We start from the raw sequence: 24,774 nt of genomic DNA, 5'->3' as shown, positions 1-24,774 counted from the left end.
ATAATAATAGTATAGAACAGGTTTTTGGAGCCCACTATATAGTTTTGTAAAAAAAACAGGGCAATGGAGTACGAGGTTGTTATCACTGATGACTTTGCCCGTGACGTAAAGCGTCTGGCGAAGAAATTTCCTTCATTGAAAGACGATTTATTGGATTTACAAAAGTCCCTTAAAAAAGAGCCAATGCAGGGTGACGCTTTGGGGAAAGGTTGTTTTAAAGTACGCTTGTCTATAAAAAGTAAGGGGAAAGGAAAGTCTGGCGGGGGCAGGGTGATTACCAATGTGTTAGTTATCAAACAAAAGATTTATCTTCTGGCGCTTTATGATAAGTCAGAAGTTTCAACGCTCACAGATAGTAGAATTAGCGAATTGCTTGCAAGTATTGAAGACGGCGAAGAGTAGTTCAAATTCCCCTACAATCGTACCAGTGTTCGGGTGGCGGTGGCAGGCTGGTTGAAGCCTAATTCAAAAAAGTTTTCGAGTATTAATCTACCGCCCTGTAGGCCAATGCGGTAGCCGGTTCGCTTCGACGAACTGGAGAAAAGACTCTGCACCAGAATACTATCGCCCTGTAACTCGTACTGATAAAGGCCACTACCTATTTTCGGTAAAAGGCTACCACTCGAATTAAGCTCTTTTTCACGATTCACCCGGAGGGTATTGGGTAGGGGAGCGCCCTGATAGAGCGGGTTAAAAATAAGCGTGTCTTTACGGGCTGAACTTTCGATCCATACGCCGGTTATGGTTTCGGGCGAAACGGTATTGGATTGTTTACAGGCTAGAAAACCAAGGCTGAGGAGCAGCAAAACGAACGTAGAGACGATACGCATAAGACGGGCTATTTCCCCGAATAGACTCGGCTTCTAGCATCAGGGTTGGAAAAGGGTGAAAAAAACATTGGCTTCCATCCTCACGGATTCCTAACCGGATTAGTAAATTGACCGAACTTTTACACCAGTTATATACTCAACGATACCAGTCATTCATTAACCATTTATAGGCGGAGGCTATTGTATTCATATTTGCGTAGGGTTATTGGGCCGAACCTTACGCATGACTCGTACTCTTTAGATTCCATTCACGAATGTTTGGTTATATTTTCTTCTTTCTGACCGCTTGCTTTTACATTGGGCTGGCTATGATCACTGCCTCAAAACCGAACATGTCGGGTGATAACGCAATGGGATATGGGCTGGTTCTGTTCTTTTGTGGAGCAGGCTTTGCCCTAACGAGTCTGGCATTGGCTATTGCGGTTAACGTGAGCGGTGGATTCAACTGGGTTTCACAGGATACGGGTACGCGTACGCTGATTGTCCTGTTGACCTGGCTTGTTATGGCGTTGACGACTTTTTGTTGTGCTGTTTTTAAATGGGAATGGTATACAGACACGCTTTACCCGGAATTTTTACACTGGCTGGCGGTTTGGAATGGGCAGATATGGCTAGCGCTGCCCTGGATGGTAACCTGCGCTCTGTCGCTCAATGTAAGCTGGCAATCAACGGCCTCTCCATATGCCTTCAAAATGCCCTTCTGGTTTACACTTGGTGTCGGTATCGTATATAGTGGTGGGTTACTACTGGGTTACCTGCGCGAGTCGGCAAAATCGGCTCAGACCTACGCAGCGGAAGAGGGCGCCCAACGCGATCGGTGGCACCAGCAAATAATGGATGAAATTGCGGCCCAAAAACCGACCGATCCGATCATTAATCTCTTAAGTCATTCGAATCGTTTTCGGGACGATGATGTTCGGGCAGCGGCTCTTGAAAAAATTAAGGCTCATCCGAACTGGGAAGCCGAAATTCTGGCCTTACTGAAAGATGGACGATCGTATCGGGAGGTGTATTATTTTCTGGATGGTAATCAGGTTGAGCATCCCGCTCAATTTGTGGGGCCTTTGAATGAGAGTATTTTGTGGCTGGCAGAAAAAATTAAAGCGGATATTAAAGATAGCAATAACCTCCAGCACTGGAGCTTTGATATGTATGGCATCGATAATGTGCTACGAGCCATCGACGATCAGTTTATGAACCAGGGATTCGATTTCTATCCGAGTATTGTCAGACTAAAGCAGGCGTTGGAGACTACGCCACCCGAACAATTTAAAGGGGTTCGATTCTCGATAGCCGGGGAGGTAGATCGATGGCTTAGAAGCCACAGGAAATAAATCGGTTGGTTAATTACCTGAGCAGATTAATCACCTATAAATCAGTGTAGTTTTTGTTCATCCCGACCGACGAACCGGTCGGGATGAACAAAAACTCAAGTGCAAAAAGAAAGCTCAAAGCTTACTTTTTCGCCTTTTTGGGCTTACTTTCTTTGGCGTCAGCCTTTTTCTCCGGTTCTGGCGCTTCTTTGGGTTTCGATGCTTTAGCGGCTTTGGGCGTTGAAGCTGGGGTGGCTTCCGAACCCATAACCGAACCCCGCACGAAGGTTCCCCAGGTTAGGTTATCGCCCCCTTTCTGGGCCTTCTTAGCCCGCTCGATGGCCATATTGGCAGCCGCTTCAACAACCCAGTCAAAGTTTTCCTGACCTACCGAATGTACATCCGCATCGGGAGCCGGATTGCAGAAATCAATGGCGATGGGGATACCGTCGCGTACGGCAAATTCGACCGTGTTGAAATCATAACCCAGACCATGATTGAGTTTCAGCACATAGTCGTGCATCGTGGCCAGCAACTTCTTGCCCGCATCGCCGGTGGTTTTCATCTGGGCAGCATACCGCAAGTGGTGTGGATTGCGAGGTTCGTACGGCATAATCCGCACATCTTTCCCGCCAATGCAGTAGCACCGGAAGTAATCGGTAAAGTCGATGGCTTCCTGATAGAGCATAACCAACTGACCTGTTTCGTCGTAGGCTTTGAACATCTGCTCGGGATTGTCGACTTTATAAACACTTTTCCATCCCCCGCCTGCATGAGGCTTCATGAAGGCCGGAAAACCAATATGATTGAAAATGGCATCCCAGTTCATATGCCGCAGATTGCGGAACGAATTATGGTTCGTATCGTCCGGCCGCTCTTTAGAAGGCAGCAAAATGGTTTTGGGAACAGGAACGCCCAACTGCACAGCCAGAGCATTGTTGAAAAATTTCTCGTCGGCGCTCCACCAGAAGGGGTTATTTACAACGGCAGTACCCGTCAGGGCTGCATTTTTCAGAAACGCCTTATAAAAAGGCACATCTTGTGAAATTCGGTCGATGATGACTGCGTAATCGGTGGGAACGCTTTGCTCAACCTGCTCGATCGCAACAAATTCGGCTGGGAAAGCACTTTGCTTTTCATTGACCCGGTCGACAAATGCCTGTGGGAAGGTATTTTCCTGGCCGAACAGGATGCCTATTTTGGTTTTCTTACTCATAGTGAAACGGTTACTTGCTGAATAAAGTGATAACAAAGAACCTGATTGTCTGTTTCGTTACGATGGCAAGTTGCGGTTGTTTTTCATCAAAAACAAAAAAGGGCAAGGCGGAAGCAGGGGGCGCTTCAGGAAAGTTGGAATGAATAGTTTGCTAATAAAATTACGAACCAAACGATCTATTAACATCGGCTCGTTTTCAGTTCATTAGTTCGTCTAAAACCCAAAAATACCAATGAAGTTTAGATGAGCGTTTTTACATGATGCTCCATATGGACGACATAATCATCAAAAAGCCACTGCAAAGTCTTCGTCTCGGTCTGTGTAGTGGCTGGCAGTAGAATCGGAGTCGATAAGATGGTGGCCGACATGGCTTCGACAACGTAACAAATCTGGAGGTTAAGGCTGCTCCAGAGTGTCAGCAAATGAGGTACTGGCAAAGCCTGATACTGGTTAGCTTCGACCAGCTTATCCTGGTTGTACGGCTGAATCGGATACGGCTCGTCGGCGAACTGGGCATCGGTGAACCGTTTCAGATTGTTGATGGCCGAGTCGATCAGATGGCCCAATACCTGCTTACGCGACCACTTGCCGGGAAGGTGCTGGGTAAGCTCCTGTTCGGATAGTGCCCGAAGTAAAGGAGGCACATCATCCATATGCCTTCGGAGTCGATCAAGTGTGTGCATAGGAGGTGGGAAATATGTATGATGTATGATGTATGATGTAGGATAGTTGAGGAGTATATCCTACATCATACATCATACATACGCATTATATCATGCTTAAATACCTTGGGAACTGGTCTTTCCAGACGGGCCAGTCGTGGTTTCCCCAGGGGGTCACATCGAGCCGGTGCCGAATCCCTTTCCGACTCAGAATACCCGACATCTGGTAGTTGTCATCTTTGCAGAAATCGTATTCCGACGTACCCAGCACGATGTTCATGTGGTAGAATTCGTCGTTGTGCGCATTAGGCAGGAAGTCGGGAGGGTTGTTGTAATACACGTTATCGTCGTAATACCCACCCAGAAACGATTTGATATTGAACGCAGCGCCCATTGTGAGCAGGTGTCCCACTTGCTCTGGATGACGAAAGGCAAAATTCAGCGCGTGATACCCGCCAAACGACGCCCCCGAAACGCCAATTTTCCGAACATTGCATTCGCGCTGTATACCGGGCACGAGTTCTTCATGCAGAAAACGGTCGTAGAGCACATGATTCCAGATGCGGGTGCCCGGATGCAGATGCTTGGCGTACCAGCTATCGCGGTCGATGCTGTCGATGCAAAAAAGTTTGACTTTGCCGGTTTCCACAAACCAACGCGCTGTTTCGGTCAAACCAAAATCTTTATATTCATAATAGTGGCCCATAGAAGTTGGAAAGAGCAGCACCGGGTAGCCCCAGTTGCCATACACCAACATCTCGATATCACGGCCAAGGTGATGCGAATACCATTTGCGATAATCTTCCTGCACGTTCGTAGTAGGTTGATGAGAACCGATAAATCGGGTTGAAAATAGGACAAATCGCCGTCTCCGACAAAAACAAAGCAGTCAGTATCGAAAAAATTAGCTACTTTGTGGATTGTGATTCATACACTTCTGGCTTTTTTTGTGCTTATGGCTGACGTTATACCGGCCCTTTCTTACGCTGAACATTCCACCGTAACGGTTCGGCGCGATGATTCGTTACACTCCGTTCCGCTTAACCGAACGGTTCATTTAGATGTTGTGCTCCCGCCCGGTTATGAGGCTTCCCGAATGCTCTATCCCGTTTTGTATCTGAACGATGGACAGGATTTAGAACGCCTGAACATGAAGGCCGTTCTGGAGTCGTTGTATCGAAAACAGCTAATTCGGCCCTTTGTTCTAGTGGCTATTCATGCTGGCGACCGGATTCAGGAATATGGAACAGCCGCACAGGCCGATTACATGCAGCGAGGCAGTAAGGCTGGCTTGTACTCCGACTTTGTACGGACGGAATTGTTGCCCTACATCAAAAAACACTATCGTATAAAAACCGACCCGGTCAGCAGTGTATTTGCCGGATTTTCGTTGGGTGGATTATCAGCCTTCGATATCGTGTTTCATCACCCCGATCAGTTTTCGAAAGCAGGTGTATTTTCAGGGTCGTTCTGGTGGCGGAGTAAAAGTACAGCCGATGGGTATCGGGATGAAACCGACCGGATTATGCATGATCTGGTCCGGAAAGGCCATTATCATAAATCCCTCAAATTCTGGTTTGAAACCGGCACCGAAGACGAAACCAGCGACCGAAACAACAATGGAGTCATCGACTCCATCGATGACACGCTCGACCTGATCAGCGAGCTTGTCAAAAAAGGATACACGTATTCGGTAGGGGCAAAATCGTCCGATATTCGGTATGTAGAGATTCAAGGGGGAAAGCACAACCAGGAAACCTGGAGCGAAATCATGCCCGATTTCCTGACCTGGGCTTTTCCTAAAGAGTGAAAGAGTGGGGGTGTAAAGAGTGAAAGAGTGGGGGTGTACTGATGAACGGCTTGGTAAAGACTGGATAAATTTGGTAGCTTGCATACACTATGAAAACGGTATTGATCATAAACCTGTTGGCAGTGAGTGCTTTGCTGGCGTTTAAAAGCCCCGATTTACCCATTTCGACACATACAGACGGAGGAGCCTATAAACTGGTCTGGTCGGATGAATTTACTGAGCCCGGTTTGCCCGATTCGACCAAATGGGGGTATGAAGTTGGGGGAAATGGCTGGGGAAATAACGAACTTCAGTACTATACAGCTCGACGACCTGAAAATGCACGCATTGAAAACGGCAAACTGATTATCGAAGCGCGCAAAGAAGCCTGGGAAGGGAAAAACTACACCTCAGCCCGGCTGGTGACGAAGGGAAAAGTGGAATGGAAGCATGGCCGTATTGAGGCACTGGCGAAGTTACCTACCGGACGTGGTACCTGGCCTGCCATCTGGATGCTCGGTTCTGATATTTCGACAGTAGGCTGGCCCCGCTGTGGCGAAATCGACATCATGGAGCATGTCGGGTTCGATGAAGGCGTTGTTCACGGAACCATCCATACCGAAGCCTATAATCACGGGAAGAAAACCCAGAAAGGGCAGGAGGTAACCGTAAAAAATGTAGGCACCGATTTTCACCTGTATGCCATTGAATGGACGGCCGACAAAATCGATTTTTTCGTCGATAGCCAGAAATATTACACCGTTGAGAAGGCCACGTTAGGTAGTGAAATAGCCCAGTGGCCGTTCGAACAGCCGTTTTTTCTGATCCTGAATATGGCCGTTGGCGGCAACTGGGGCGGACAGAAAGGCGTTGACGAAAGCATCTGGCCGCAGCATATGGAAGTCGATTACGTACGGGTGTATCAATAAGCGAGCAGGGTCCCATGTTTATGGGATTGAAAGAAGGAGAGGGAGCGATGTAGTTTTGTAAAGCACAATTAATTGCGTTTGTTTATACATTACTTAATCTATTCACCTTTTTCCTGAACGACTCTATGGCTAACTCGTATCCTGTCTCATTTCCTAATTTAGCTGATCCTCGTTATGCGCCTGAAGAGGGCTTATTCGATGTAGTAGAAGGCAAAGGTTCTGCTGTTTATCTTAATTCATGCATTGCTAATTTTAATCGTATAGTTAGCCAGCAAGGGTATAATCAAATCCCTTTTTTTATTTCTAAGGCTCACTGGAAACAGATTCTGAACCCAGCTACTGTGTTTCCAGACCAATTTCCGAAGGGGCCAGAGAAGTTATATGCCATAGCTTTTTGTTACTGTATTGGCAATGGGAAGCCGCAACACAATTTTGTTTATTTACGTTTGCGACTGATTTTCGCCACACCTAAATCGCTTACACATAAACTGCCAACTGATCCGCTGTCTGGTTGGTCTTACCCGGATTTAGCTGCACACGTATATACATCCCCCATTGGCCGTACAACGAGAGCAGAAGCAGGCATGAGTGCCTTCGAATGGCTCACGGACAATGACTCGGTTCGTGAAGTTGGACAAGATGTTAATCGGTGGTCAGGTCAATATCATGATGCTCACTTTCCCCAGGCCGAGCCTTTGGCCAAGCCTCCAACGTATGAATACTATGAGGGCAATATCGTTGGGAAAAAACGACTTCAGGCTATTTTTGATCGGGAAGTCGTAAAAGGAAAGAAAGACGGGATAACCATACAATTTGCTTACGACGAATCGAAAAAGAAGATTTTCCTGGTATTTAAAGTAAATCCCTCTTATACAACGATGGGTAAAGACGACCCCTTAAAATGTCCACCCAATCCAACAAACATCTGTGGCAATAACGATTATTAAATCGAAATGGTAATGTCGCTGCCAGATATTTATTTTATCAGTTTTTATCTGCAAATGGCGTCCTATATCCTGCCTCTTTGGGTGGGGTATAGGCATTGGGCATATTTCGACCCGTTGTTGCGTATTTTTTTTCTGTCAGTTATTATTTCGTGCCTTGTCGACTGCACGTCCTGGGTATTAGTGCAATTTTCTCTTCATAACCACTATCTGGATTACGTTTTTAGTTTAAATTCATTCCTGACTAAAATTCTCATTTTTAAAGGTTTTATCCAGAATGAGAATCATCGAAAAATCGCTTTTTTTTCAGCTGTTGTCATTCTCTTTTTATTTGGGATCGATTTTTTCTGGGGGGCAGGAGCAGGTCATCATAACGCCTTTTCCGGTACTACCGCGAATATTTGGATTGCGTTGGTTACAATTTATGGGATGAGGCAATTACTGCTGACAACGCATTCAGCACTAAACCAGCAACCTTTCTTCTGGATATTTCTGGGGATTCTGATCAAACGCATTTTTACCCTTCCAGATAGCCTTTTCTCCGATTATATTCTGACTATTTCCGTTTCAGCGGCCTACATACTGTATTCGTTTACATACCTAATCAGCGTAGTAGAAAATGTACTTTATGCCCGGGGCTTGCATTATGCCAAGAAGTAAACATAGTCTGCTTTTCTTGCTCTTGGTTATACCCAACTGTCTGATAGGAAAAACTATACAGATCGACTCTGTTGTTTCGCCTGCTATCGCGTATAGTAATCGGCTGGAAACCATCTCCTTCCGACAATTCGATTCTACACTTATTCTGAAACACGACCAAAATTTCTTCTTTATTTACTTTCACACGTCCGATTCCCTGAGCCAGGTCGAATATCAGTTACAGGGGCTGGAAACGTATTTTCTTACTACAAACAACCGATATGTATATTACACCAATGTACCCGACGGACAGTACACATTCCTGGTGCGGAGTAAGACAAACCCCAAAATACGTCAGCAACTCGCTATCACGATTGAGTCGCTGGCCTGGCAAAAGTGGTGGTTTAGTCCGTTAGTTTTCCTGTTTGTCTCGTCTATTATTGGGCTCGTTTTTTATTTCTTCTACCTCTATCGTATCCGGCAATTTCTTCGTCTTCAGCAAACACGCGACCGCATTGCCCGCGATCTGCACGACGATATGGGGAGTTATCTCAGTAGTATTAGTATTCTGAGTCAAAGTGCGCAGCGTTCCGTAACCAAAGACCCGGCCAAGGCGCAGGCCACGCTGGACCGAATTGGGCAGACGGCCCGGCAGGTGATGGATTCGATGGGCGATATTGTCTGGAGTATCAATCCCGATCATGATTCTATGACGCAGGTGATTGCCCGGATGAGCGACGTAGCTTCAACACTGTTTGCTACGGGCGATGAGTCGTCAACGCGGGTATCCTGTCAGTTTGAGGTGTCGGATGAGGTACGGCAGATACGTTTGTCGGCCGAGAACCGACGGGACTTTTTTCTGATCTATAAGGAAGCCATTACGAATGCTGCCAAATACGCTCAGGCAAGTCAGGTTGGTGTTCGGTTGGGTTGTGAAGGAAGTTTACTTTGCTTGGAGGTAAGCGATAATGGGCGGGGGTTCGATCCGCAACATCCGGTCTTTCTGAACCCTTCAGGGGGTAATGGATTGCGGAATATGCAAAATCGGGCTGCTCTGTTAAATGGCTCGCTCACTATACAGTCAGAGCCTGGGCAGGGAACAACACTTACCCTGCGTTTTACCGTCTGAGGTTTTTCGGCCAGCCGCTGGAGTATCCCCCAAATATGGGATACTCTTTGGACATACTTCGCCTGTATCTTTACATTGCTGTAGTGAATGAATGTAGCTATTCACCCCCATCTTCTTTCGTTTTTATGCCGATTCGTGTCCTGATTTATGAAGATAACGCGCCACTGCGGGAAGCTCTGGGTACACTAGTCGATGATGCCGACGAATGCGTGTTGGTAGGGTCATTTGGTGACTGCCTGCGGGCCAACGATCAGGTGTACCAATACCAGCCCGACGTTATTCTGATGGATATCGACATGCCAGGCCGAGACGGAATTCAGGCCGTTATGAGCATGCATCGGGAGTTTCCGACGGTAGAGGTACTGATGCTTACCGTATTTGATGATGATGACCGCGTATTCCGGGCGCTATGTGCGGGTGCATCGGGCTACCTCCTCAAAAGCACAACGCCCGACCAGATCATCGAAGCGATTCAGTCGGTGTATGCGGGTGGAGCACCCATGTCGCCCAGTATTGCCCGTAAAGTGATCCAGACGTTTCCGGCACGAGCTGGACAAAGTGCCAACCTCGATCAGTTGACGGCTCGTGAAGGCCAGGTGCTCCATTATCTGGCGCAGGGGATGAGTTATAAGCTGGTGGCTGTTGAGCTAGGTGTTGGGATTGAAACCGTTCGGACACACATCAAGCGTATTTACGAAAAGCTGCACGTTCACTCGGTGGTTGAAGCCGTAGCGAAGTATCGCCCCTAACGATCAGAAAAAGTCGCTGATGGCTTCTTCAATCTGAAATGTGCTCATGGGGTTTCGGTCTGTACTACCTAACTATCTAGTATTAAGACGAAATTGTTTTGAAAGGTAATCGGTGTAGCGGACTTTCTGTTTCCAGGGGGCAGTGTAGCGTAAGGGTGGTGCCTTGCCCGCGTACTGATTCGATTCGTAAATCGGCATTCAGATTCTCAGCTCGTTGACAAAGATTTCGTAAGCCTAATCCTGGGCTATTCGTTGTCCTGTCAAAACCCAGCCCATCGTCTGAAATGATTAACTGCAGGAGATTGGGGCTAATCTGGAGAGATATACTCACCTGCGTTGCTTTGGCGTGCCGGATGATGTTGGTGAGGCATTCCCGGCTAATGAGGCATATCTCTCGTTTCTGTTTCTCCGTTAGGCGGATTGAGGTGTTGCTGTTGCCCAGATCAAGATGAAGGTTGACGGAGGTTTCGTTGAAAAGTGAATACGCAATGTCCTGAATCCGCAGTCCAACGGGGGCCAGTGAATCGCTGGCGGAGTTCAGACTCCAGACAATTTCCCGCATTGAATCCATCACCTGCCGGGAGGTCTGGCCAATGGCTGACAGTCTTTGTCGAACCCGTGGGTCCAAAACAAGCCTGGCCGTTGTTTGACTCAGAATGCTGATAGCGCTTAATTGTGAACCCATTTCATCGTGGAGGTCACGGGCAATCTCGTCGCGCAGGTTGTTGAGCCGGGTCTGTTTACGCTCATTTTCCTGAAGTTGTTCAATCCATAATTGCTGCATTTGTAGTTTTTCCTGACGAATTAACTCATGCCTTTGGGCGATGCCCAGCGCGAACGTTACAATTTCCAGTATATAGCCTGTTATAAAAATGGCTACTTCAGCATCGTACAGGGTTGATGAACCCCAGAAAACAGAACGATTGATAATCGAAGCAATGCCACTCAGCAAGAAGAACAGAATGCCCCAAAATAAAAACTTGGTAACGGTATCATAAAGACGACCGATTGTGTAGAGGGTATATAGCCCGAACAGAACCAATCCAAGGTCGGTGATTCGATGAATCTGTTGCCAAACCGGAACGGTAAACTTGTCGACTACTACCAGCATATCGCCAAGGCCCAGCAAGATGAAGATACCGATCGATATCCGGTGAACGGCATTGGCGTAGGGCGCTCGGGCCGATAGCTGAATATATTCGCACAGAAACAATCCATAAGCCGCCAGTGACCAGTATAGAAAGCTCAGGGAGTGACGGCTCACAAAACCAATCGAACGAAGCAAGGGCCAATGGTCTATAAAGTGCATGTAATCGTCGGCCATCATACTCCGTAGAAGTACCAGAAGCACATACAGGGCGTAATAGAAAAGTACCCGATCGCCCAGAATAACGTACTGCATGATCGTGTATAAAAACATAATCAGCAGACTGCCAATAAAAATCATTCCCAGATAACGAGTCTGTAAATGTTTGGTAAGCTGATGGTTCTGAAAATGCTGATAGCCTTCCCGGCTGAATAGGAGTGGGTAGAAAAGGCTGTTGGTATCGAAGGTTCGATTCTGGTAAACGACCCGTATCTGAATGGTTTGCTTCGGAGGAATCCGAAACAGAAACCCGTTCCGGTGAAGCAGGCCAAACTCTGGATATTGGTCAAACTGAAGGGCATGAGCTGGATAGAGCCAACCCGACTGCCCCAGCAAAGTCAATTTTCCCTGATCCATCTTATAGACAATCAGTTGATCTATTTCCTGAAACAGAATGACCTCCACTGAGTTTGTCTGGGGATTGCGAATCGTATAGGTTGACCATACAGGTTTATTTTTTGTCGGGCTGAAGGCGGGTAGTTCGGCACGGCCATTCGTGAATGGATAGGTATAGATTTGTGCCTGAGCCCCGATGGTGCTTAAGAGAAAAATGAATAGGTAGAACCGCTCCTTGTAGTATGTGGATACGTGCATTTAAAAGGAAGTTTGCCGGAGGCAATCTAACCAGCAACGCAAGTCGGCCATTGTAAATTTGCGACATTAACAAAGGGCTATCATGGCTTCGATACCAATATACCTTGTGGTTACCAGTTAGGTGTTGAGTGTCACTTGCAGGCCTGACCAGTAACGGGCAAACCAGATGCGTTGACGTGCTTCTTATGGTGACGGATAGACGCTAGGACTACTTTACCAGATGGACTTATCCCCCTTTTATGGGATTTACGGGCGTATGGTGGCGAGGTAGCTTTGTCGTAACCAAATAGGCTTTTCGCACTATCCATCATGACCCGTTTCCAATTTTTCAAACCCCTCCTCTGGATCGCCCTCGTTAGCGTTGGCGTATCCTGCAAGAAAAATGATGACTCTGTCGACACAAGCATCGATACTATTTTTTCGGAGAAGTACAAGGCGCTGGGCTGGGATACCCAGAATATAAACAAGGTTGGTGATCCTCAGAAAACAAAAGGCGGAAATGCCTACGTACAGTATTACAGTTACAACGGAAAAACGCTAGCCATTTATCATTCCAATATCGGAACGTTCGGGCTAGCCGCCCCTGATCTGGTCAGTAAATATGATGCCATAGGACAGGAGACGTTCAACAAGGGTGCGTTGGGCTATCCTACATCTGACGCGAAAGTTTGTGGAAGTGGCTGCGTTTACGCGGAATTTGAAAAGGGAATCATTCTCAAATCAACGGCTGTAAGTGAAGCCGTAACCGTGTACGGGGACATTTACAAAAAATACACTTCGCTGAACAGGTGGGATGGTGTTTTGGGCTATCCAACAACGGATGAACTGGATTTGACCAGCAAACGTGGTCGTTACAATGTCTTTAAAGCTGGACAGATTTACTGGAATTCAACGACGGGAGCACAGGCGTTTTGGGGAAAGAGCCAAACATTATATGGTTCAACCGGCTATGATACAGGTTGGTTAGGATTGCCAACTTCAACCACTTCGTATTATGAAGGAAACAGAGCCTATTTAACGCAGTTCGAGAACGGATACATCGGAGTAGAGGATAATGGATGTGGTTATTACCTCAACAAAGCCATAAAATACCCCGATGGGAGCTCATTGAAGCCAGTGCTTGCAGACGGTAAAACAATAGCTCCATCAAACAAATGCTACTGACGTTTCTACTTGCCCTATTCAGAGATAAGCCTAATCATCAAATGCCTTTCAGAGGCACAACAAATCATTAGTAATCATGAAAACGAGTTTATTTTCTATCCGTATCGGACTTCTTGTGTGTATACTGGCAATGGCCTGTAAAAAAGAGTCTGATGTAACGCCTAACATTGTTGGTAAATGGCAACAGCAAGCCTATCAATATCGCATTGTGTATGAGGTCAATGGGAGCCAGTATGACAAAACAGGTACTCGAAAACTCACTTCGGGCAATACAATCGAGTTTAAAGCCGATGGGACGACTAGTGGTCTGTCGCCTGCCTATACCTACACGCTTTCTGGCGATCAGATCACCCTACGCTATGGAGCCACTGCTGAAACCGGCAAAGTGACACTTATAGGCGACCAATTGACCGTGATCGGTAATAACATCATTGCCGGATTGTCAGAAGCCGACAAACTAAAAGAAGCAAAAGGTTGGGCCAGGGAACTGAACGGAAGCAGTGGGGGCGATGGAGAGTACACCAATATCAGCAAAGCCACCAAAGCATCCGAAGTGTACCCGATTTCGGTGTACAAAAGGGTTAACTGAGTAAAATGTCATTGTATGGCGGATTTCATGGCCTGCTATTGGGGCTAGTAGTAGAGCGACGTATATGCTATATCGTTATAGGTTATTCTCCACACCAACTCATGAACGTATTCATTATTGCTGGTAGCATGCTTCTGCTGGGGCTGACGGCTAAGGCTCAGGTAATACCCCACCGGATGCGGGTAGGGCTATCGGCCGACTTGTTGGGCGCTACACTGGGTATAGGGGCACAAGTACATGGTTCTTTCCGGTTTACCGACGATTACCGGGCTTTTGAGGATCGACATCAGTATATCAACGCCGGTATTGGTATTGCCGAAGGATTCACCGGCCCAGTGGTTAGTATAACCGGGCAAACAGTGCCGCATTACCTGACGTATGGTACAGGCCGGGGCCGGGCTATGCTTGAACTTGGGTTTGCCGGGGTTTTTCGGCGAGCACCGACCCGATCGGTATTGCCAAGTGGCCAGGTTATTGGGTTTGACTATGGCAAACCAGACTGGAATTATATACCCTCATTACTGATCGGTTATCGATACACAGCGTACAATGGCTTTTTGTTCCGGATTCATTTGGCCACCATTCTGCCGGGTGTGTCCATCGGTTGGGTATTTTAACGGCTATCGCGTTGTAGGTACGACATGCTTATCGACGACCGTCATTCGTTACGAAATACGACAAGTAATCCATTTAGACGATGATTGATGCACCTGCCCTTATTACGTTGATTGAGTCGACCGACCCCAACGATTCGTCGGCATTGGATACCCTTGATCTGCATGTAAGTCATTTTCTCGGGCATTCCTTACCTATGCGTTATACCCGGAGTCGCGACGTGTTGAAAAGTATCCGGCCGGAGGGCTTCCTAGTAAAAATTGAAAACTGGCCAACGCATACATCTGTACTGGGCTGTTTTGTTCACGAAACCGGACAGGTTACCACCTTTGAATCGGGAGGAGGGCCTACAGAAGAGCTAAGCGAACTGCACGTCATTATTCAGGCTATTGCGCATCTGAGAAACCAGCCCATGCCTGATCAATAAACCATCTATCATGAAAACTACTTTTTGTTTACTGTTGGTCTGCTTGTTAACGGACGTGTCTGTTTCAGCCCAGACCCTGACGGGCCGATGGGAAGCGGAGGAAGTTTCGCTCGAAATTACCACGATCCTGAAAGCCGGAATCCTGGAAGTAAAACAACCGCATTTTGGGTCAAAACCGGCCCGAAATCGGCTGGTTGCCGAGTTTTTGCCGAACGGTACGTTTCGGATGAACGGCGAGTCGGGCACCTATCGGCAGCAAGGCAACGAAGTGTATGCCGATGTACATGGCAAAACGGAAGTTTATACCGTTTACCGCACGGGCGACCAGCTTCAGCTTTGGGCTCCCAATACCGTGGCTTCCCAGAACCAGCAGGAGCGCACAGCCACCGCCATCATGATGACCCGGCAAATGGGGATGCAGGATAAGTTTGCGTTTTTGCAGCCTACCGACCGCGTCAGCAGTATCCGATTAGGCACGCGTTTTCGCTACATAGGCGAAGGGCAGCCCACTTACCAGAGCCAAAGCAATGCTTACTCAGCGCCCAACCGAGTCGACTGTGTGGTGAGCAGCGCCGATCTGGATCGCATCAAAGAGCGGGTAGAAGCGGTTACCTTCGACACCGAAAAGCCTAAAATCCTGAAAGCTGCACTGGCCGCCAAACGCTGTTTCAGCACCGACCAGATTCTGGCATTACTAGCTCTGTTTACGTTCGATTCCGACAAGCTACCTCTCGCAAAATATGCCTATAGTTTCGTAACGGACCGCGAAAATTACGATCAGATCACCGATGCGTTCGATTTCGACACCTCGAAAGATGAGTTGCGGACATTTATCCGAAATCGTCGCTGAACAAACGGAGTACGCCAGAAGCAACAGGCGAATAAACACCATTGGCGAATCAAAGCAATCCATGTCCATTTCTCCGCAAAACAATGATTACATACCGTTATTTTCTCCCTTTTATTGGTCTGATTGCTGGTTTACAGACTATTCAGGCGCAATCGTTTATCACGCAGAATACGCAAGCTTCGGTGGGTGGAGTGGCAACGTCCGCTTTGAGTCCGCGCAATCCTAAGGCTGTAGAATCGCCCTTTTATCTAAAGGCTTATGGTTTTTACAGTCTAGTGACCTTAGGCACCGACCGATCTTTGAGTCGTACATCGACCGGCTTTAACGTAGCGAGTAAAGGTTTAGGCGCTGGTCCGCGTATTGGGGGTGGTATTGGTTTCATTATTAGCGATTTTGTCAATGTCGGTATTGACGCAGATTTGTTACTGGGCGACAAACTGGAGACCAGCTCTGCCTACAAGGAATCAAATAGCAACTACATTCTTACTAGAGCAACGACCTTAAAGGTGCTGTCGTTTGTACCTAATATTACTTTCAAAGCTTTATCACGACCTTCTTATTATATCTATAACAGGCTGGGTCTGGTTGGTGGATTGGTTCTTGATTACAACATTGTGCAAAACAGAATAGAGACCCCTTTAAATGGGACCGCCATAAAAAATGAATATACAATTGACAGCCGTAAGAACGGTTTGGCTGTTGGGTATCAGGTTGCCTTAGGCATTCAATTACGACTAAGTCAGCATCTACGCGGCTTTGCCGAGTTAGTTGCCTACACGCAATCATTTGAAAAAAGAGAAGATCTGATTTCGTCGGTAACTACCAATCAAAATGGGACTGTACTGCAAAGCAACTTGTCGATTTCTCAGTACAAGAGCCAGGGGGAGTATGTCCGAACAACTCAGGGTGGAATCGATGTGTCTCAACTTCCGAGTCTTAACGTACATATCAGCAGTGTAGGTTTAAGTACTGGACTGTTGTTCCGGTTTTGATAAATAGGTAATCTCTACAAGAGTAATCAGATGGCAACCAAATTTATTCTAGCCGCAATCGACGGGACGGGTTCTCGCAAGTGGCGAAGACCAGATGGTACAAATAGCCATGTATATTGTTTCTACCGGGACATTGCTACAAATGTGCAGGAGCATTATCGGCCAAATAACCCACCAGTTGAGGCAGATTCATATGGGAATGCGAAGGCTTACTGGCATGGGCCAGGTAATTTGGGGTTAGAGGATAGGCAAGTGGTGATCCGGGTTGTCAATTATGTCAGGCAGATGTATGACAGATTAGCTAGTCAATCACCGGGAACGGATGAAATAAAGGTATGTATAGTTGGGCATAGCCGGGGAGGACATATTGGAATACAAGCTACAAAAGCACTGTATAGATTAGGAATAGAAATCTATTTTCTTGGTCTGTACGATGCTGTTGATATGGACATGGTCATTGGAGGGGACAGGGCAGTACCCATCCGGCATGATAACCTAACCACGCTACAGAATGCAGAGCATGTTGTTCATGCAACAAGGCACCCAGAGTTTAGGTCAAGGTACTTTTGGGCAAACTCACGTGTGCGAGGAGAGATACATAGAAGCTTTATTACCTCGCATGGAGGCATTGGCGGTGATTTTAGTCAGGTCTTTGATGGATTCTCGGCCTTTAATTTTATAAACTCTGATGGGAATAGCCCATTTATTATTGATGACCAATCTAATTTCCCTAAAGTGCAGTGGTATCGTTTAAAACGTCAACAGGGGAATTTGCCACCCTTGTCGCCCCCACAAATGGTAGGACTTTATCGATACCTGGAATTGATAACAGACCCTGGATTATCCAGATACCATTTAGATAGTTTCCGAATAGGTAGTCGAACCTTTAACTTCAACGATATTCCATCTTTAGTGAGCCGGGAAAGTCGGATGGCGGACAATTTTATTCGTGGAAAGGCCAAAGAGCTTCATATCGATGGAATTGAACGACGGTTTGGTCGATAGGTAAGTGCTCTGATATAGAGTTTGTTGATTCTGTCTTATTCGTAGCTAAATTATCTCTTACTATTTATAACCATGCCAGATTTTGCTTCCAGTTTCGACGCTTATTTTTCGTGGGCAGGTGGGCCCACAGGTGACGACGCAATCCCCGTAAATTCCTGTAATTTTTCGCTTTCGCAATCCATCGACGATAAAGGACGGATTGCCTCCAAAGTATTTGGTGGTACGGTATTTGTGCAGATTACGCCCTCAGGCATGGATACCATGAAGCAACTTTGGGAGTGGATGATTGACGCCGATGGCAAAAAGGAATCGGCTCAGATTGAGTTTCGGAATATCGATTCCGAACAGGTGCAGAAAAAACTTGAACTAACGGATGTTTACTGTGTGCAATACAGCGAAAGCTTCACCGAAGTAGGATCGGCACCGATGTCGCTTAGCCTGACCCTGACGGCGCGTGAACTAAAAATGTTCGACACGGCACACGTTAATCGGTGGTAGTCGCCTTCTGTTTTCTAAAATGCGTTCGTAGAATAGCCACTCCGCATAGGGTGGCTTTTTGTAGGCAGGTAAATGCAGAACAGCTTCGCTCTATTCTGTAAATTCAGTATCTTATCGGCTGATAATCAACCTGAACTACTTTATGAACAAGGTGCTACTTCTTTTACTTGGCTTACTAAGTACAGTCGCCCAGGCCCAAACAACATTTTCGGTTTCATTCGCGGCATCGCAGAGCCAGCAGCCACTCGATGGGCGTGTGTTGCTCATTCTGGCAAAAACCGATAAGACCGACCCCCGATTTCAGGTCAGCGATGGGGTGGCTACGGCCCAGCTATTTGGTATTGACGTCAATGGCTTAAAACCTGGCCAGGTGACCACGATCGACGGTAGTGTGTTTGGCTACCCCAAGGCGAGCCTGAAAGACCTTCCATCGGGCGATTATTATGTGCAGGCCGTGTTGCATAAATACGAAACCTTCAAACGGAAGGACGGGCATGTGGTCAAGTTACCGATGGATCGGGGAGAAGGTCAAAATTGGCGTACAGCGCCGGGTAATTTGTTTAGTAAGCCGCAGAAAATCAATCTGAAATCAGGGGCTAAACAAACCTTTACGGTGGTCATGGATCAGCAAAACCCTGCTTTGCCCGAGCCGAAAGATACCAGATTTGTGAAGCACATTAAGATTCAGAGCAAACGCCTGACTGAGTTCTGGGGACGGCCCATGTATCTGGGCGCACATGTACTGATCCCGGCTGGTTTCGACGAGCACCCCGAGGCCCGTTATCCACTTTGTATATTCCACGGTCATTTTCCCTCCGATTTTGCGGGGTTTAGTGAAACACCACCGTCTGCCAATATGGATACGACCGATTATTCGGAACGCTTTCATATTCATGGGTACAACAAAATCGTAGCGCAGGAAGCCTATGATTTCTACAAAAAATGGACGAGCAAAGATTTTCCCCGGATGCTGATCGTTGAAATTCAGCACGCTAATCCGTATTATGATGACTCCTACGCCGTAAACTCCGAAAACCTGGGCCCCTATGGTGATGCCATTATGTACGAACTTTTGCCCGAGATTGAAAAGCGGTTCCGGGGTATTGGGCAGGGATGGGCCCGGTTTACCTATGGTGGCAGTACGGGTGGCTGGGAAGCGCTGGCGGCTCAGGTTTTCTACCCCGACGAATTTAACGGTTGTTTTGCGGCTTGCCCTGATCCGATCAGCTTCGAAGCCTATACGGTCTTTAACCTGTATAAAGAGAAAAACGCGTATTATCAGGAAGGCACCTTCCGGCGGACACCCCGCCCCGGTCAGCGAAACTATCTTGGGCAAGTGCAATGGACGATGGAGGAAACCAATCACCGCGAACTGGTTGTAGGCACGCATACCCGTTCGGGCGATCAGTTTGATATATGGGAAGCCGTATTTTCGCCGGTAGGGGCCGATGGATACCCGAAACGAATCTGGAATAAAATGACGGGCGAGATCGACCAAACGGTAGCCGCTTACTGGCGTGAGCATTACGATCTACTCCATATTCTGAAGCGCGACTGGAAAACGCTGGGGCCTAAGGTTACCGGAAAAATCCATATCTACTGTGGCGATATGGACAACTACTATCTCAACAACGCCGTGTACCTGATGGAAGATTTTTTGAAAACCGTAAAAAATCCACCCGCCTATAGCGAAGTGGCCTATGGCGATCGGGCTGAACACTGCTGGAATGGCGATCCTACTCAACCCAACTACATCAGCCGACTACGTTACAATACAATGTATGTAGAGAAGATCTTAAAACGGATCGAGGCCAGCCACCCGGCAGGGGCTGACCTCACAAGCTGGCGATATTGATAGGCAGGAAAGGCAGAAAGGACTGAAATCGCTTTTCTGCTTTTCCTGTACCTCTTATAGGGTTGAAAGAAAGGCCATGGTATCGATGCCGTCGGCATAGTCGGTCAGGGAAGGGCATTGGGTTTGGCCGAAAGGAATACTGCCCGTGCGCCACCCTTTTGCCGAAGCAACTACCTGAATCTGGTCTTTATGAGCTGTAAGCCAGTTGGTAACGTCATCCTGAGTCTGATAAGTCTGGTAATAAATGACTGAGATTGGCGAAACCAGGCCATCGTTTTTCGTAACCAGCAGATACCCATTGTCAAGATGCGGTATTGCATTGATCAGGTAGACCGATTTATTGTAATCGTAGTTGTTCTGGTATTTGTGGTTATTGAGGTACAGGCTGGCCTGAGGCTCCAGTGCACGCAGCATGGGCGTAAAATCATACCCTTCTGGTACGAGCAATGTAGATACATTCCGGCAGCCTAAGCCGTAGTAATCCGAAATATCATGGCCAAGATGTACGAACTCATCGTCTGATTCTTCACCCATGAGCAGCCCTACCGATGAGCGGTTTTTACGGATGATATGGGGCTTTTTAGCAAAATAGTACTCAAAGTAGCGAGCCGTATTATTGCTTCCCGTGGCAATGTAGGCATCGGCGGCATTGAGCCGTTCGGCTTCTTCGATCCACCCAGAAAATGCCGGATTAATCTCCTTTAATTTTTGTATTAAATAATGAATAAGTACAAAATCCTGGCTACTAAGTTTGGCTAGTAACTTATGCCCGCTCATGACCACACAGAGCAGATCATGAAAGCCAACGGCTGGGATATTGCCCGCCATCACTACCCCGACCGTTTTAGGGGTTGTGGGTTCACTGGTATACTGATTCGTCCAGGCAGAAAGTTTGTCGGCAGTCAGAAACTGATCGGCGATAGCCCGTAACGCATTTTGTGAGTTAATGGGTGTGAACCAGTTATTCTTATGATAAGCCCGCTGGGCAATTTCGTCAAGTTCGGGCTGAGCGTCGGCCGAGCGAAGAAACTCGCCCAGGGCCACGAACGTTTGCAGGCGTTCAGAGTGAAGCATGTAAGAAATAAACAAATGGAATACCCCATCAACTAATGTAATGAAATTTTAGTTTGCGGCCAACCTTTAAATAGTTATATTTGTTGTTCGATTTACAGAGATAAAAATTTACGATCTATAAATAAGTACTGCTCATGGCAATCATGATCACCGACGAGTGCATCAACTGTGGTGCCTGCGAACCTGAATGCCCCAATACAGCGATCTACGAAGGTGGTGTCGAATGGACCTGGGGTGGAGGAACCGAACTGACCGAAGTCGATTTTGGTGATGGTACAGTTGTGGGCGGAAAAGATCCACAAGCCCCCGTTTCCGACGAGTTCTATTACATTGTAGCCGATAAATGCACCGAGTGTATGGGCTTTCATGAAGAGCCGCAGTGTGCGGCTGTTTGCCCAGTCGATTGTTGCGTGCCTGATCCTGACCACGAAGAGGACGACGAGACACTTCTGGCCAAAAAAGCCTGGCTTCATGCCGAAGCCTAAGGCAAGCTGAGATTTTAATTTTTTTTAGAAAAGCCCCCTCATGGCCATGAGGGGGCTTTTCTGTTTTTGGTTCGGACGAAATGGCCGCAGAGAATCGGAATGACGCATTCAAAATGCTATAAATTAAAAAAAATAATATTTGGTAAATGAATCAATAAGCCAAATATGTTGACAGTTAATATTTTTCATCGTTTTTCAGTATTTATGATAGAATAAGTAGTATATTTTAAATAAAATTGACTAAAAAACACAAAACAGCTTAATTTTTTTGCACTATTGCTTGCGTAGAATAATTTATGTAACAAAATTTGCTTCGAAATAAGACCGCAGTACCTACTCTACACAACCAAATTTATAGTATGAAAAAAGCAATTTTACTTCTTAGTTCTTTGTTTTTAGGTTATGGCGTTCAGGCGCAGGACACAACCGCTGCTGCACCCGGAAAATTCACTTTCTCGGGCTATCTGGACACCTATTACTTTGGTAATTTTAACAATCCAAAGAGTCAGTCAAATTTGGGTTTAAACGGTAGTGGGGTTGGGAATGCGCGTGCTTTTGACCAAAAGGCTGGCCAGTTTGGCATTGGGTTAGTTCAGGCCAAAGCGGCTTACTCATCTGCTCATGTGGATGCGGTTATGGACCTCACCTTCGGAACCTTCGGAGATCTGGGGAACTATGGGAACAACGTTGGGTTGCTGGGCACTCCTGGTTCGACGGCTTTAGCGATTAAGCAAGCGTATATTACGCTGAAAGCATCCGACAAGCTGTCGTTTACGGCAGGTCAGTTTGGAACGCACATTGGTTATGAGGTAATCGATGCGCCGGTCAACTACAACTACTCGCTGTCGAACCTCTTCAACAACGGCCCCTTCTATCACATCGGTCTGAAAGCGCAGTATGCATTCAGCGACCGGGCTTCGTTGATGCTGGGTCTGGTGAACAACGTAGATAATCTGGTTGATAACAACAAAAAGAAAGGGCTTATCGGCCAGTTCTTCTTCTCGCCAGTTTCGGGCTGGAACGTCTATCTGAACGCCATCATGTCGAACGAAGCGTCGAAGGATGTTACCAACCCAAATGGAACTGTAGCCGTCAGTGCCGATAATGCCATGTACCAACTCTTCGACCTGACAACGACCTACCAGATCACGTCGAAATTCTTCCTGGGACTGAATGCGGCTGCTGGTTCGCAAAAGGGTGATTACCAAGGTGTTGGTGGTCCTACTACGACCAAAAGCTGGGGCGGTGCGGCTATCTATACGAACTATGCCTTCTCAGATAAATTTGGTTTAGGCGCTCGCTATGAGACGTTTGATAACAAAGGTGGAGCCCGTGCGCTCACCGATGCTGCCGGAAATGGTGCCAGCGTAAACTCGATCACCATCACAGGCAATATTACCACCGGCGATGGCCACGTATTGCTGAAGCCTGAATTACGGATTGACAGCTACTCGGCCAATAAGTTTGAGAAAAACGATGGCTCGCTGACGACCTCTCAGACGACACTCGGAATGGCAGCCATCTTTAAATTCTAACTCGTATCCCCGTTTTCTTAACCTAGTTTTTCAATTAACCAGTACAACAAAAAACCTCAATTATTATGCAAAAGCCCAATTACATTCCTCTGGTTTTGCTGTTAGTATTTGCCGTTCTGGGTATAATACCTGGTTTCAACGGCGTACCAACGCAAATTGTGACTGAAGGCATCAACTCAGGCGATACCGCCTGGATGCTGGTGGCAACCGCTCTTGTTCTGCTGATGACCCCTGGTCTGGCGTATTTCTACGGCGGTATGGTGAACAACAAAAATGTGATCTCAACCATGCTGCAAAGCTTTATTGCCATGGGCGTGATCAGTGTATTGTGGGTGATCGTTGGTTTCAGCCTGGCATTTGGTTCTGATATTGGCGGATTTATTGGTAACCCAATGGATCACTTCATGTTCAAGGGCGTGTTGGATGGTAAGCCCTGGTCGCTGGCGGCTTCGATCCCACTGGTTGTTTTCGCTTTCTTCCAACTGAAGTTTGCCGTGATTACCCCGGCCCTGGTAACAGGTTCGATGGCTGAGCGCATCAACTTCCGCTCGTATGTCCTGTTTATGATTCTGTTCAGCATATTCGTATATGCTCCCCTGGCGCACATGACCTGGCATCCGGACGGTATCCTGTTTAAGCGGGGTGTACTTGATTTTGCCGGTGGTACGGTTGTGCACATGTCGGCTGGTTGGGCTGCTCTGGCAGGTGCTCTGTATCTAAAGCGTCGGAAGTCGCACGTAGAAGCGAGCTATTTCCCACCTGCCAATATTCCTTTCGTACTGTTGGGTACAGGTTTGCTGTGGTTTGGCTGGTTCGGTTTCAACGCGGGTTCGGCAGTAGCGGCTTCGCCACTGGCTGCTTCGGCTTTCGCAACCACCAACACGGCTGCTGCGGCTGCTGGTCTGGGCTGGGTGCTGTTCGATGCTGCGAAAGGCAAAAAAGTATCAGCGCTGGGTTTCTGTATCGGTGCGGTAGTAGGTCTGGTTGCCATTACGCCAGCGGCTGGTTTTGTAACGGTTCCAACGGCTATTTTCATCGGGGCCATTGCGGCTATCATCTCGAACTACATTGCTCACCTGCGCTCAAAGTCTACTCTGGACGATACGCTTGACGTATTCCCTTGCCACGGTGTAGGCGGTATGGTTGGTATGGTAATGACGGGTATTTTCGCCAGCAAAGGTGTTAACTCGGCTGTAACGGTTGAAGGCTTGGCTTTTGGTGAAACGGGTCTGTTCGTTGAGCACATGATTGCGCTGATCGGCGTATCTGTTTTCGCATTCGGTATGTCGTTCGTACTGCTGAAAGTAACCGATCTGATCCTGCCACTACGTGTTACTGAAGAAGACGAGAAGTCTGGTCTGGACATAAGCCAGCACGACGAATTCCTCATTGAAGCGTAAACGTATGTATGATGTAGGCTATAGATGACTCATGCATAGCCTACATCATACTTAAAATATCATACATCAACTGAGCCACAGGCACCCTGTCTGGCCATTATGTCTGGCAGTTTTATCTGTGGTTT

At 47.2% G+C, this 24,774-nt stretch carries 26 protein-coding genes; 20 read left to right on the top strand and 6 right to left on the bottom strand.

Features of this window, described 5'->3' with window-relative positions:
* Positions 1-63: 63 nt before the first annotated feature.
* Complete coding sequence (locus B153_RS0127735; RefSeq protein WP_020600015.1) at positions 64-402, top strand: hypothetical protein; 339 nt, start codon at positions 64-66, stop codon at positions 400-402.
* An 11-nt stretch (positions 403-413) separates the two neighbouring features.
* On the opposite strand, the gene B153_RS0127730 is transcribed toward B153_RS0127735, so the two are convergent.
* Positions 414-830, bottom strand: coding sequence for a hypothetical protein (locus B153_RS0127730; RefSeq protein WP_020600014.1), 417 nt, complete (start codon positions 828-830; stop codon positions 414-416).
* A gap of 254 nt (positions 831-1,084) precedes the next feature.
* Between B153_RS0127730 and B153_RS0127725 the strand changes: the two genes are divergently transcribed.
* Positions 1,085-2,164: a hypothetical protein gene (locus B153_RS0127725; protein ID WP_020600013.1), complete on the top strand. Its 1,080-nt coding sequence runs from the start codon at positions 1,085-1,087 to the stop codon at positions 2,162-2,164.
* Between the two features lie 121 nt (positions 2,165-2,285).
* Here the strand turns inward: B153_RS0127725 and B153_RS0127720 are convergent, their stop codons facing one another.
* The 3 genes from B153_RS0127720 to B153_RS0127710 form a co-directional block, all read right to left on the bottom strand.
* Positions 2,286-3,359: an ATP-grasp domain-containing protein gene (locus B153_RS0127720; RefSeq protein ID WP_020600012.1), complete on the bottom strand. Its 1,074-nt coding sequence runs from the start codon at positions 3,357-3,359 to the stop codon at positions 2,286-2,288.
* Positions 3,360-3,598: 239 nt separating this feature from the next.
* Positions 3,599-4,042 carry a DinB family protein gene (locus B153_RS0127715; RefSeq protein ID WP_026262507.1) on the bottom strand — a complete coding sequence of 148 codons (444 nt, stop codon included), beginning with the start codon at positions 4,040-4,042 and terminating at the stop codon, positions 3,599-3,601.
* Between the two features lie 85 nt (positions 4,043-4,127).
* Complete coding sequence (locus tag B153_RS0127710) at positions 4,128-4,832, bottom strand: esterase family protein (RefSeq protein WP_020600010.1); 705 nt, start codon at positions 4,830-4,832, stop codon at positions 4,128-4,130.
* A gap of 144 nt (positions 4,833-4,976) precedes the next feature.
* Between B153_RS0127710 and B153_RS0127705 the strand changes: the two genes are divergently transcribed.
* The 6 genes from B153_RS0127705 (at position 4,977) to B153_RS0127680 (ending at position 10,200) form a co-directional block, all read left to right on the top strand.
* Positions 4,977-5,831, top strand: coding sequence for an alpha/beta hydrolase (locus B153_RS0127705; RefSeq protein ID WP_051097366.1), 855 nt, complete (start codon positions 4,977-4,979; stop codon positions 5,829-5,831).
* Positions 5,832-5,920: 89 nt separating this feature from the next.
* A complete protein-coding gene (locus B153_RS0127700; protein WP_020600008.1) occupies positions 5,921-6,739 on the top strand; it encodes a glycoside hydrolase family 16 protein in 819 nt (272 codons plus the stop codon).
* A gap of 125 nt (positions 6,740-6,864) precedes the next feature.
* Positions 6,865-7,686: a hypothetical protein gene (locus B153_RS0127695; protein WP_020600007.1), complete on the top strand. Its 822-nt coding sequence runs from the start codon at positions 6,865-6,867 to the stop codon at positions 7,684-7,686.
* 426 nt (positions 7,687-8,112) lie between these two features.
* Complete coding sequence (locus B153_RS38080; RefSeq protein WP_169518501.1) at positions 8,113-8,343, top strand: hypothetical protein; 231 nt, start codon at positions 8,113-8,115, stop codon at positions 8,341-8,343.
* Positions 8,344-8,359: 16 nt separating this feature from the next.
* Positions 8,360-9,451, top strand: coding sequence for an ATP-binding protein (locus B153_RS0127685; protein ID WP_169518500.1), 1,092 nt, complete (start codon positions 8,360-8,362; stop codon positions 9,449-9,451).
* Between the two features lie 125 nt (positions 9,452-9,576).
* Positions 9,577-10,200: a response regulator gene (locus tag B153_RS0127680; RefSeq protein WP_020600004.1), complete on the top strand. Its 624-nt coding sequence runs from the start codon at positions 9,577-9,579 to the stop codon at positions 10,198-10,200.
* A gap of 82 nt (positions 10,201-10,282) precedes the next feature.
* Here the strand turns inward: B153_RS0127680 and B153_RS36960 are convergent, their stop codons facing one another.
* The gene (locus B153_RS36960; RefSeq protein ID WP_051097362.1) at positions 10,283-12,160 is read right to left on the bottom strand and encodes a sensor histidine kinase; all 1,878 of its coding nucleotides are present in this window, start codon (positions 12,158-12,160) and stop codon (positions 10,283-10,285) included.
* A gap of 309 nt (positions 12,161-12,469) precedes the next feature.
* Here B153_RS36960 and B153_RS0127670 point away from each other — a divergent pair, with 309 nt between their 5' ends.
* The 9 genes from B153_RS0127670 (at position 12,470) to B153_RS0127630 (ending at position 20,155) form a co-directional block, all read left to right on the top strand.
* Positions 12,470-13,324, top strand: coding sequence for an LGFP repeat-containing protein (locus B153_RS0127670; protein WP_020600003.1), 855 nt, complete (start codon positions 12,470-12,472; stop codon positions 13,322-13,324).
* A 76-nt stretch (positions 13,325-13,400) separates the two neighbouring features.
* Positions 13,401-13,913 (top strand): lipocalin family protein, encoded by a 513-nt coding sequence (locus B153_RS0127665; RefSeq protein ID WP_020600002.1) that lies wholly within the window; start codon positions 13,401-13,403, stop codon positions 13,911-13,913.
* 101 nt (positions 13,914-14,014) lie between these two features.
* Complete coding sequence (locus B153_RS0127660; protein WP_020600001.1) at positions 14,015-14,530, top strand: hypothetical protein; 516 nt, start codon at positions 14,015-14,017, stop codon at positions 14,528-14,530.
* Positions 14,531-14,610: 80 nt separating this feature from the next.
* Positions 14,611-14,955 carry a hypothetical protein gene (locus B153_RS0127655; RefSeq protein ID WP_020600000.1) on the top strand — a complete coding sequence of 115 codons (345 nt, stop codon included), beginning with the start codon at positions 14,611-14,613 and terminating at the stop codon, positions 14,953-14,955.
* Positions 14,956-14,965: 10 nt separating this feature from the next.
* Complete coding sequence (locus tag B153_RS0127650) at positions 14,966-15,805, top strand: proline and serine-rich protein 1 family protein (protein WP_020599999.1); 840 nt, start codon at positions 14,966-14,968, stop codon at positions 15,803-15,805.
* Positions 15,806-15,888: 83 nt separating this feature from the next.
* Complete coding sequence (locus B153_RS0127645; RefSeq protein ID WP_020599998.1) at positions 15,889-16,797, top strand: hypothetical protein; 909 nt, start codon at positions 15,889-15,891, stop codon at positions 16,795-16,797.
* A gap of 30 nt (positions 16,798-16,827) precedes the next feature.
* Positions 16,828-17,802 carry a hypothetical protein gene (locus B153_RS0127640; protein ID WP_020599997.1) on the top strand — a complete coding sequence of 325 codons (975 nt, stop codon included), beginning with the start codon at positions 16,828-16,830 and terminating at the stop codon, positions 17,800-17,802.
* Between the two features lie 72 nt (positions 17,803-17,874).
* Positions 17,875-18,300, top strand: coding sequence for a type VI secretion system tube protein TssD (gene tssD / locus B153_RS0127635; RefSeq protein ID WP_020599996.1), 426 nt, complete (start codon positions 17,875-17,877; stop codon positions 18,298-18,300).
* A gap of 142 nt (positions 18,301-18,442) precedes the next feature.
* Entirely contained in the window at positions 18,443-20,155 is a 1,713-nt protein-coding gene (locus B153_RS0127630) for an alpha/beta hydrolase (RefSeq protein WP_020599995.1), read from the top strand.
* Positions 20,156-20,209: 54 nt separating this feature from the next.
* On the opposite strand, the gene B153_RS0127625 is transcribed toward B153_RS0127630, so the two are convergent.
* Positions 20,210-21,229 (bottom strand): acyl-CoA reductase, encoded by a 1,020-nt coding sequence (locus tag B153_RS0127625; protein WP_020599994.1) that lies wholly within the window; start codon positions 21,227-21,229, stop codon positions 20,210-20,212.
* Between the two features lie 134 nt (positions 21,230-21,363).
* On the opposite strand from B153_RS0127625, the gene B153_RS0127620 reads away from it, so the two are divergent.
* The 3 genes from B153_RS0127620 (at position 21,364) to B153_RS0127610 (ending at position 24,649) form a co-directional block, all read left to right on the top strand.
* Complete coding sequence (locus B153_RS0127620; RefSeq protein WP_020599993.1) at positions 21,364-21,714, top strand: 4Fe-4S dicluster domain-containing protein; 351 nt, start codon at positions 21,364-21,366, stop codon at positions 21,712-21,714.
* A 359-nt stretch (positions 21,715-22,073) separates the two neighbouring features.
* The gene (locus tag B153_RS0127615) at positions 22,074-23,249 is read left to right on the top strand and encodes an outer membrane beta-barrel protein (protein WP_020599992.1); all 1,176 of its coding nucleotides are present in this window, start codon (positions 22,074-22,076) and stop codon (positions 23,247-23,249) included.
* 65 nt (positions 23,250-23,314) lie between these two features.
* A complete protein-coding gene (locus B153_RS0127610; RefSeq protein WP_020599991.1) occupies positions 23,315-24,649 on the top strand; it encodes an ammonium transporter in 1,335 nt (444 codons plus the stop codon).
* Positions 24,650-24,774: the final 125 nt, after the last annotated feature.

Origin of the sequence: Spirosoma panaciterrae DSM 21099, assembly GCF_000374025.1 — a bacterium.
Classification (GTDB): Bacteria; Bacteroidota; Bacteroidia; order Cytophagales; family Spirosomataceae; genus Spirosoma; species Spirosoma panaciterrae.
The sequence above is the reverse complement of the archived record's forward strand: the minus strand, read 5'-3'. Positions and strand labels throughout refer to the sequence as shown.

Coding starts and splice junctions, on each gene's coding strand:
- B153_RS0127645 (WP_020599998.1), top strand. CDS start 15,889: ATGATTACATACCGTTATTTTCTCCCTTTTATTGGTCTGATTGCTGGT.
- tssD (WP_020599996.1), top strand. CDS start 17,875: ATGCCAGATTTTGCTTCCAGTTTCGACGCTTATTTTTCGTGGGCAGGT.
- B153_RS0127705 (WP_051097366.1), top strand. CDS start 4,977: ATGGCTGACGTTATACCGGCCCTTTCTTACGCTGAACATTCCACCGTA.
- B153_RS0127640 (WP_020599997.1), top strand. CDS start 16,828: ATGGCAACCAAATTTATTCTAGCCGCAATCGACGGGACGGGTTCTCGC.
- B153_RS0127695 (WP_020600007.1), top strand. CDS start 6,865: ATGGCTAACTCGTATCCTGTCTCATTTCCTAATTTAGCTGATCCTCGT.
- B153_RS0127610 (WP_020599991.1), top strand. CDS start 23,315: ATGCAAAAGCCCAATTACATTCCTCTGGTTTTGCTGTTAGTATTTGCC.
- B153_RS0127670 (WP_020600003.1), top strand. CDS start 12,470: ATGACCCGTTTCCAATTTTTCAAACCCCTCCTCTGGATCGCCCTCGTT.
- B153_RS0127650 (WP_020599999.1), top strand. CDS start 14,966: ATGAAAACTACTTTTTGTTTACTGTTGGTCTGCTTGTTAACGGACGTG.
- B153_RS0127735 (WP_020600015.1), top strand. CDS start 64: ATGGAGTACGAGGTTGTTATCACTGATGACTTTGCCCGTGACGTAAAG.
- B153_RS0127660 (WP_020600001.1), top strand. CDS start 14,015: ATGAACGTATTCATTATTGCTGGTAGCATGCTTCTGCTGGGGCTGACG.
- B153_RS38080 (WP_169518501.1), top strand. CDS start 8,113: ATGAGGCAATTACTGCTGACAACGCATTCAGCACTAAACCAGCAACCT.
- B153_RS0127725 (WP_020600013.1), top strand. CDS start 1,085: ATGTTTGGTTATATTTTCTTCTTTCTGACCGCTTGCTTTTACATTGGG.
- B153_RS0127625 (WP_020599994.1), bottom strand. CDS start 21,229: ATGCTTCACTCTGAACGCCTGCAAACGTTCGTGGCCCTGGGCGAGTTT.
- B153_RS0127630 (WP_020599995.1), top strand. CDS start 18,443: ATGAACAAGGTGCTACTTCTTTTACTTGGCTTACTAAGTACAGTCGCC.
- B153_RS0127730 (WP_020600014.1), bottom strand. CDS start 830: ATGCGTATCGTCTCTACGTTCGTTTTGCTGCTCCTCAGCCTTGGTTTT.
- B153_RS0127665 (WP_020600002.1), top strand. CDS start 13,401: ATGAAAACGAGTTTATTTTCTATCCGTATCGGACTTCTTGTGTGTATA.
- B153_RS0127655 (WP_020600000.1), top strand. CDS start 14,611: ATGATTGATGCACCTGCCCTTATTACGTTGATTGAGTCGACCGACCCC.
- B153_RS0127720 (WP_020600012.1), bottom strand. CDS start 3,359: ATGAGTAAGAAAACCAAAATAGGCATCCTGTTCGGCCAGGAAAATACC.
- B153_RS0127620 (WP_020599993.1), top strand. CDS start 21,364: ATGGCAATCATGATCACCGACGAGTGCATCAACTGTGGTGCCTGCGAA.
- B153_RS36960 (WP_051097362.1), bottom strand. CDS start 12,160: ATGCACGTATCCACATACTACAAGGAGCGGTTCTACCTATTCATTTTT.
- B153_RS0127615 (WP_020599992.1), top strand. CDS start 22,074: ATGAAAAAAGCAATTTTACTTCTTAGTTCTTTGTTTTTAGGTTATGGC.
- B153_RS0127700 (WP_020600008.1), top strand. CDS start 5,921: ATGAAAACGGTATTGATCATAAACCTGTTGGCAGTGAGTGCTTTGCTG.
- B153_RS0127715 (WP_026262507.1), bottom strand. CDS start 4,042: ATGCACACACTTGATCGACTCCGAAGGCATATGGATGATGTGCCTCCT.
- B153_RS0127680 (WP_020600004.1), top strand. CDS start 9,577: ATGCCGATTCGTGTCCTGATTTATGAAGATAACGCGCCACTGCGGGAA.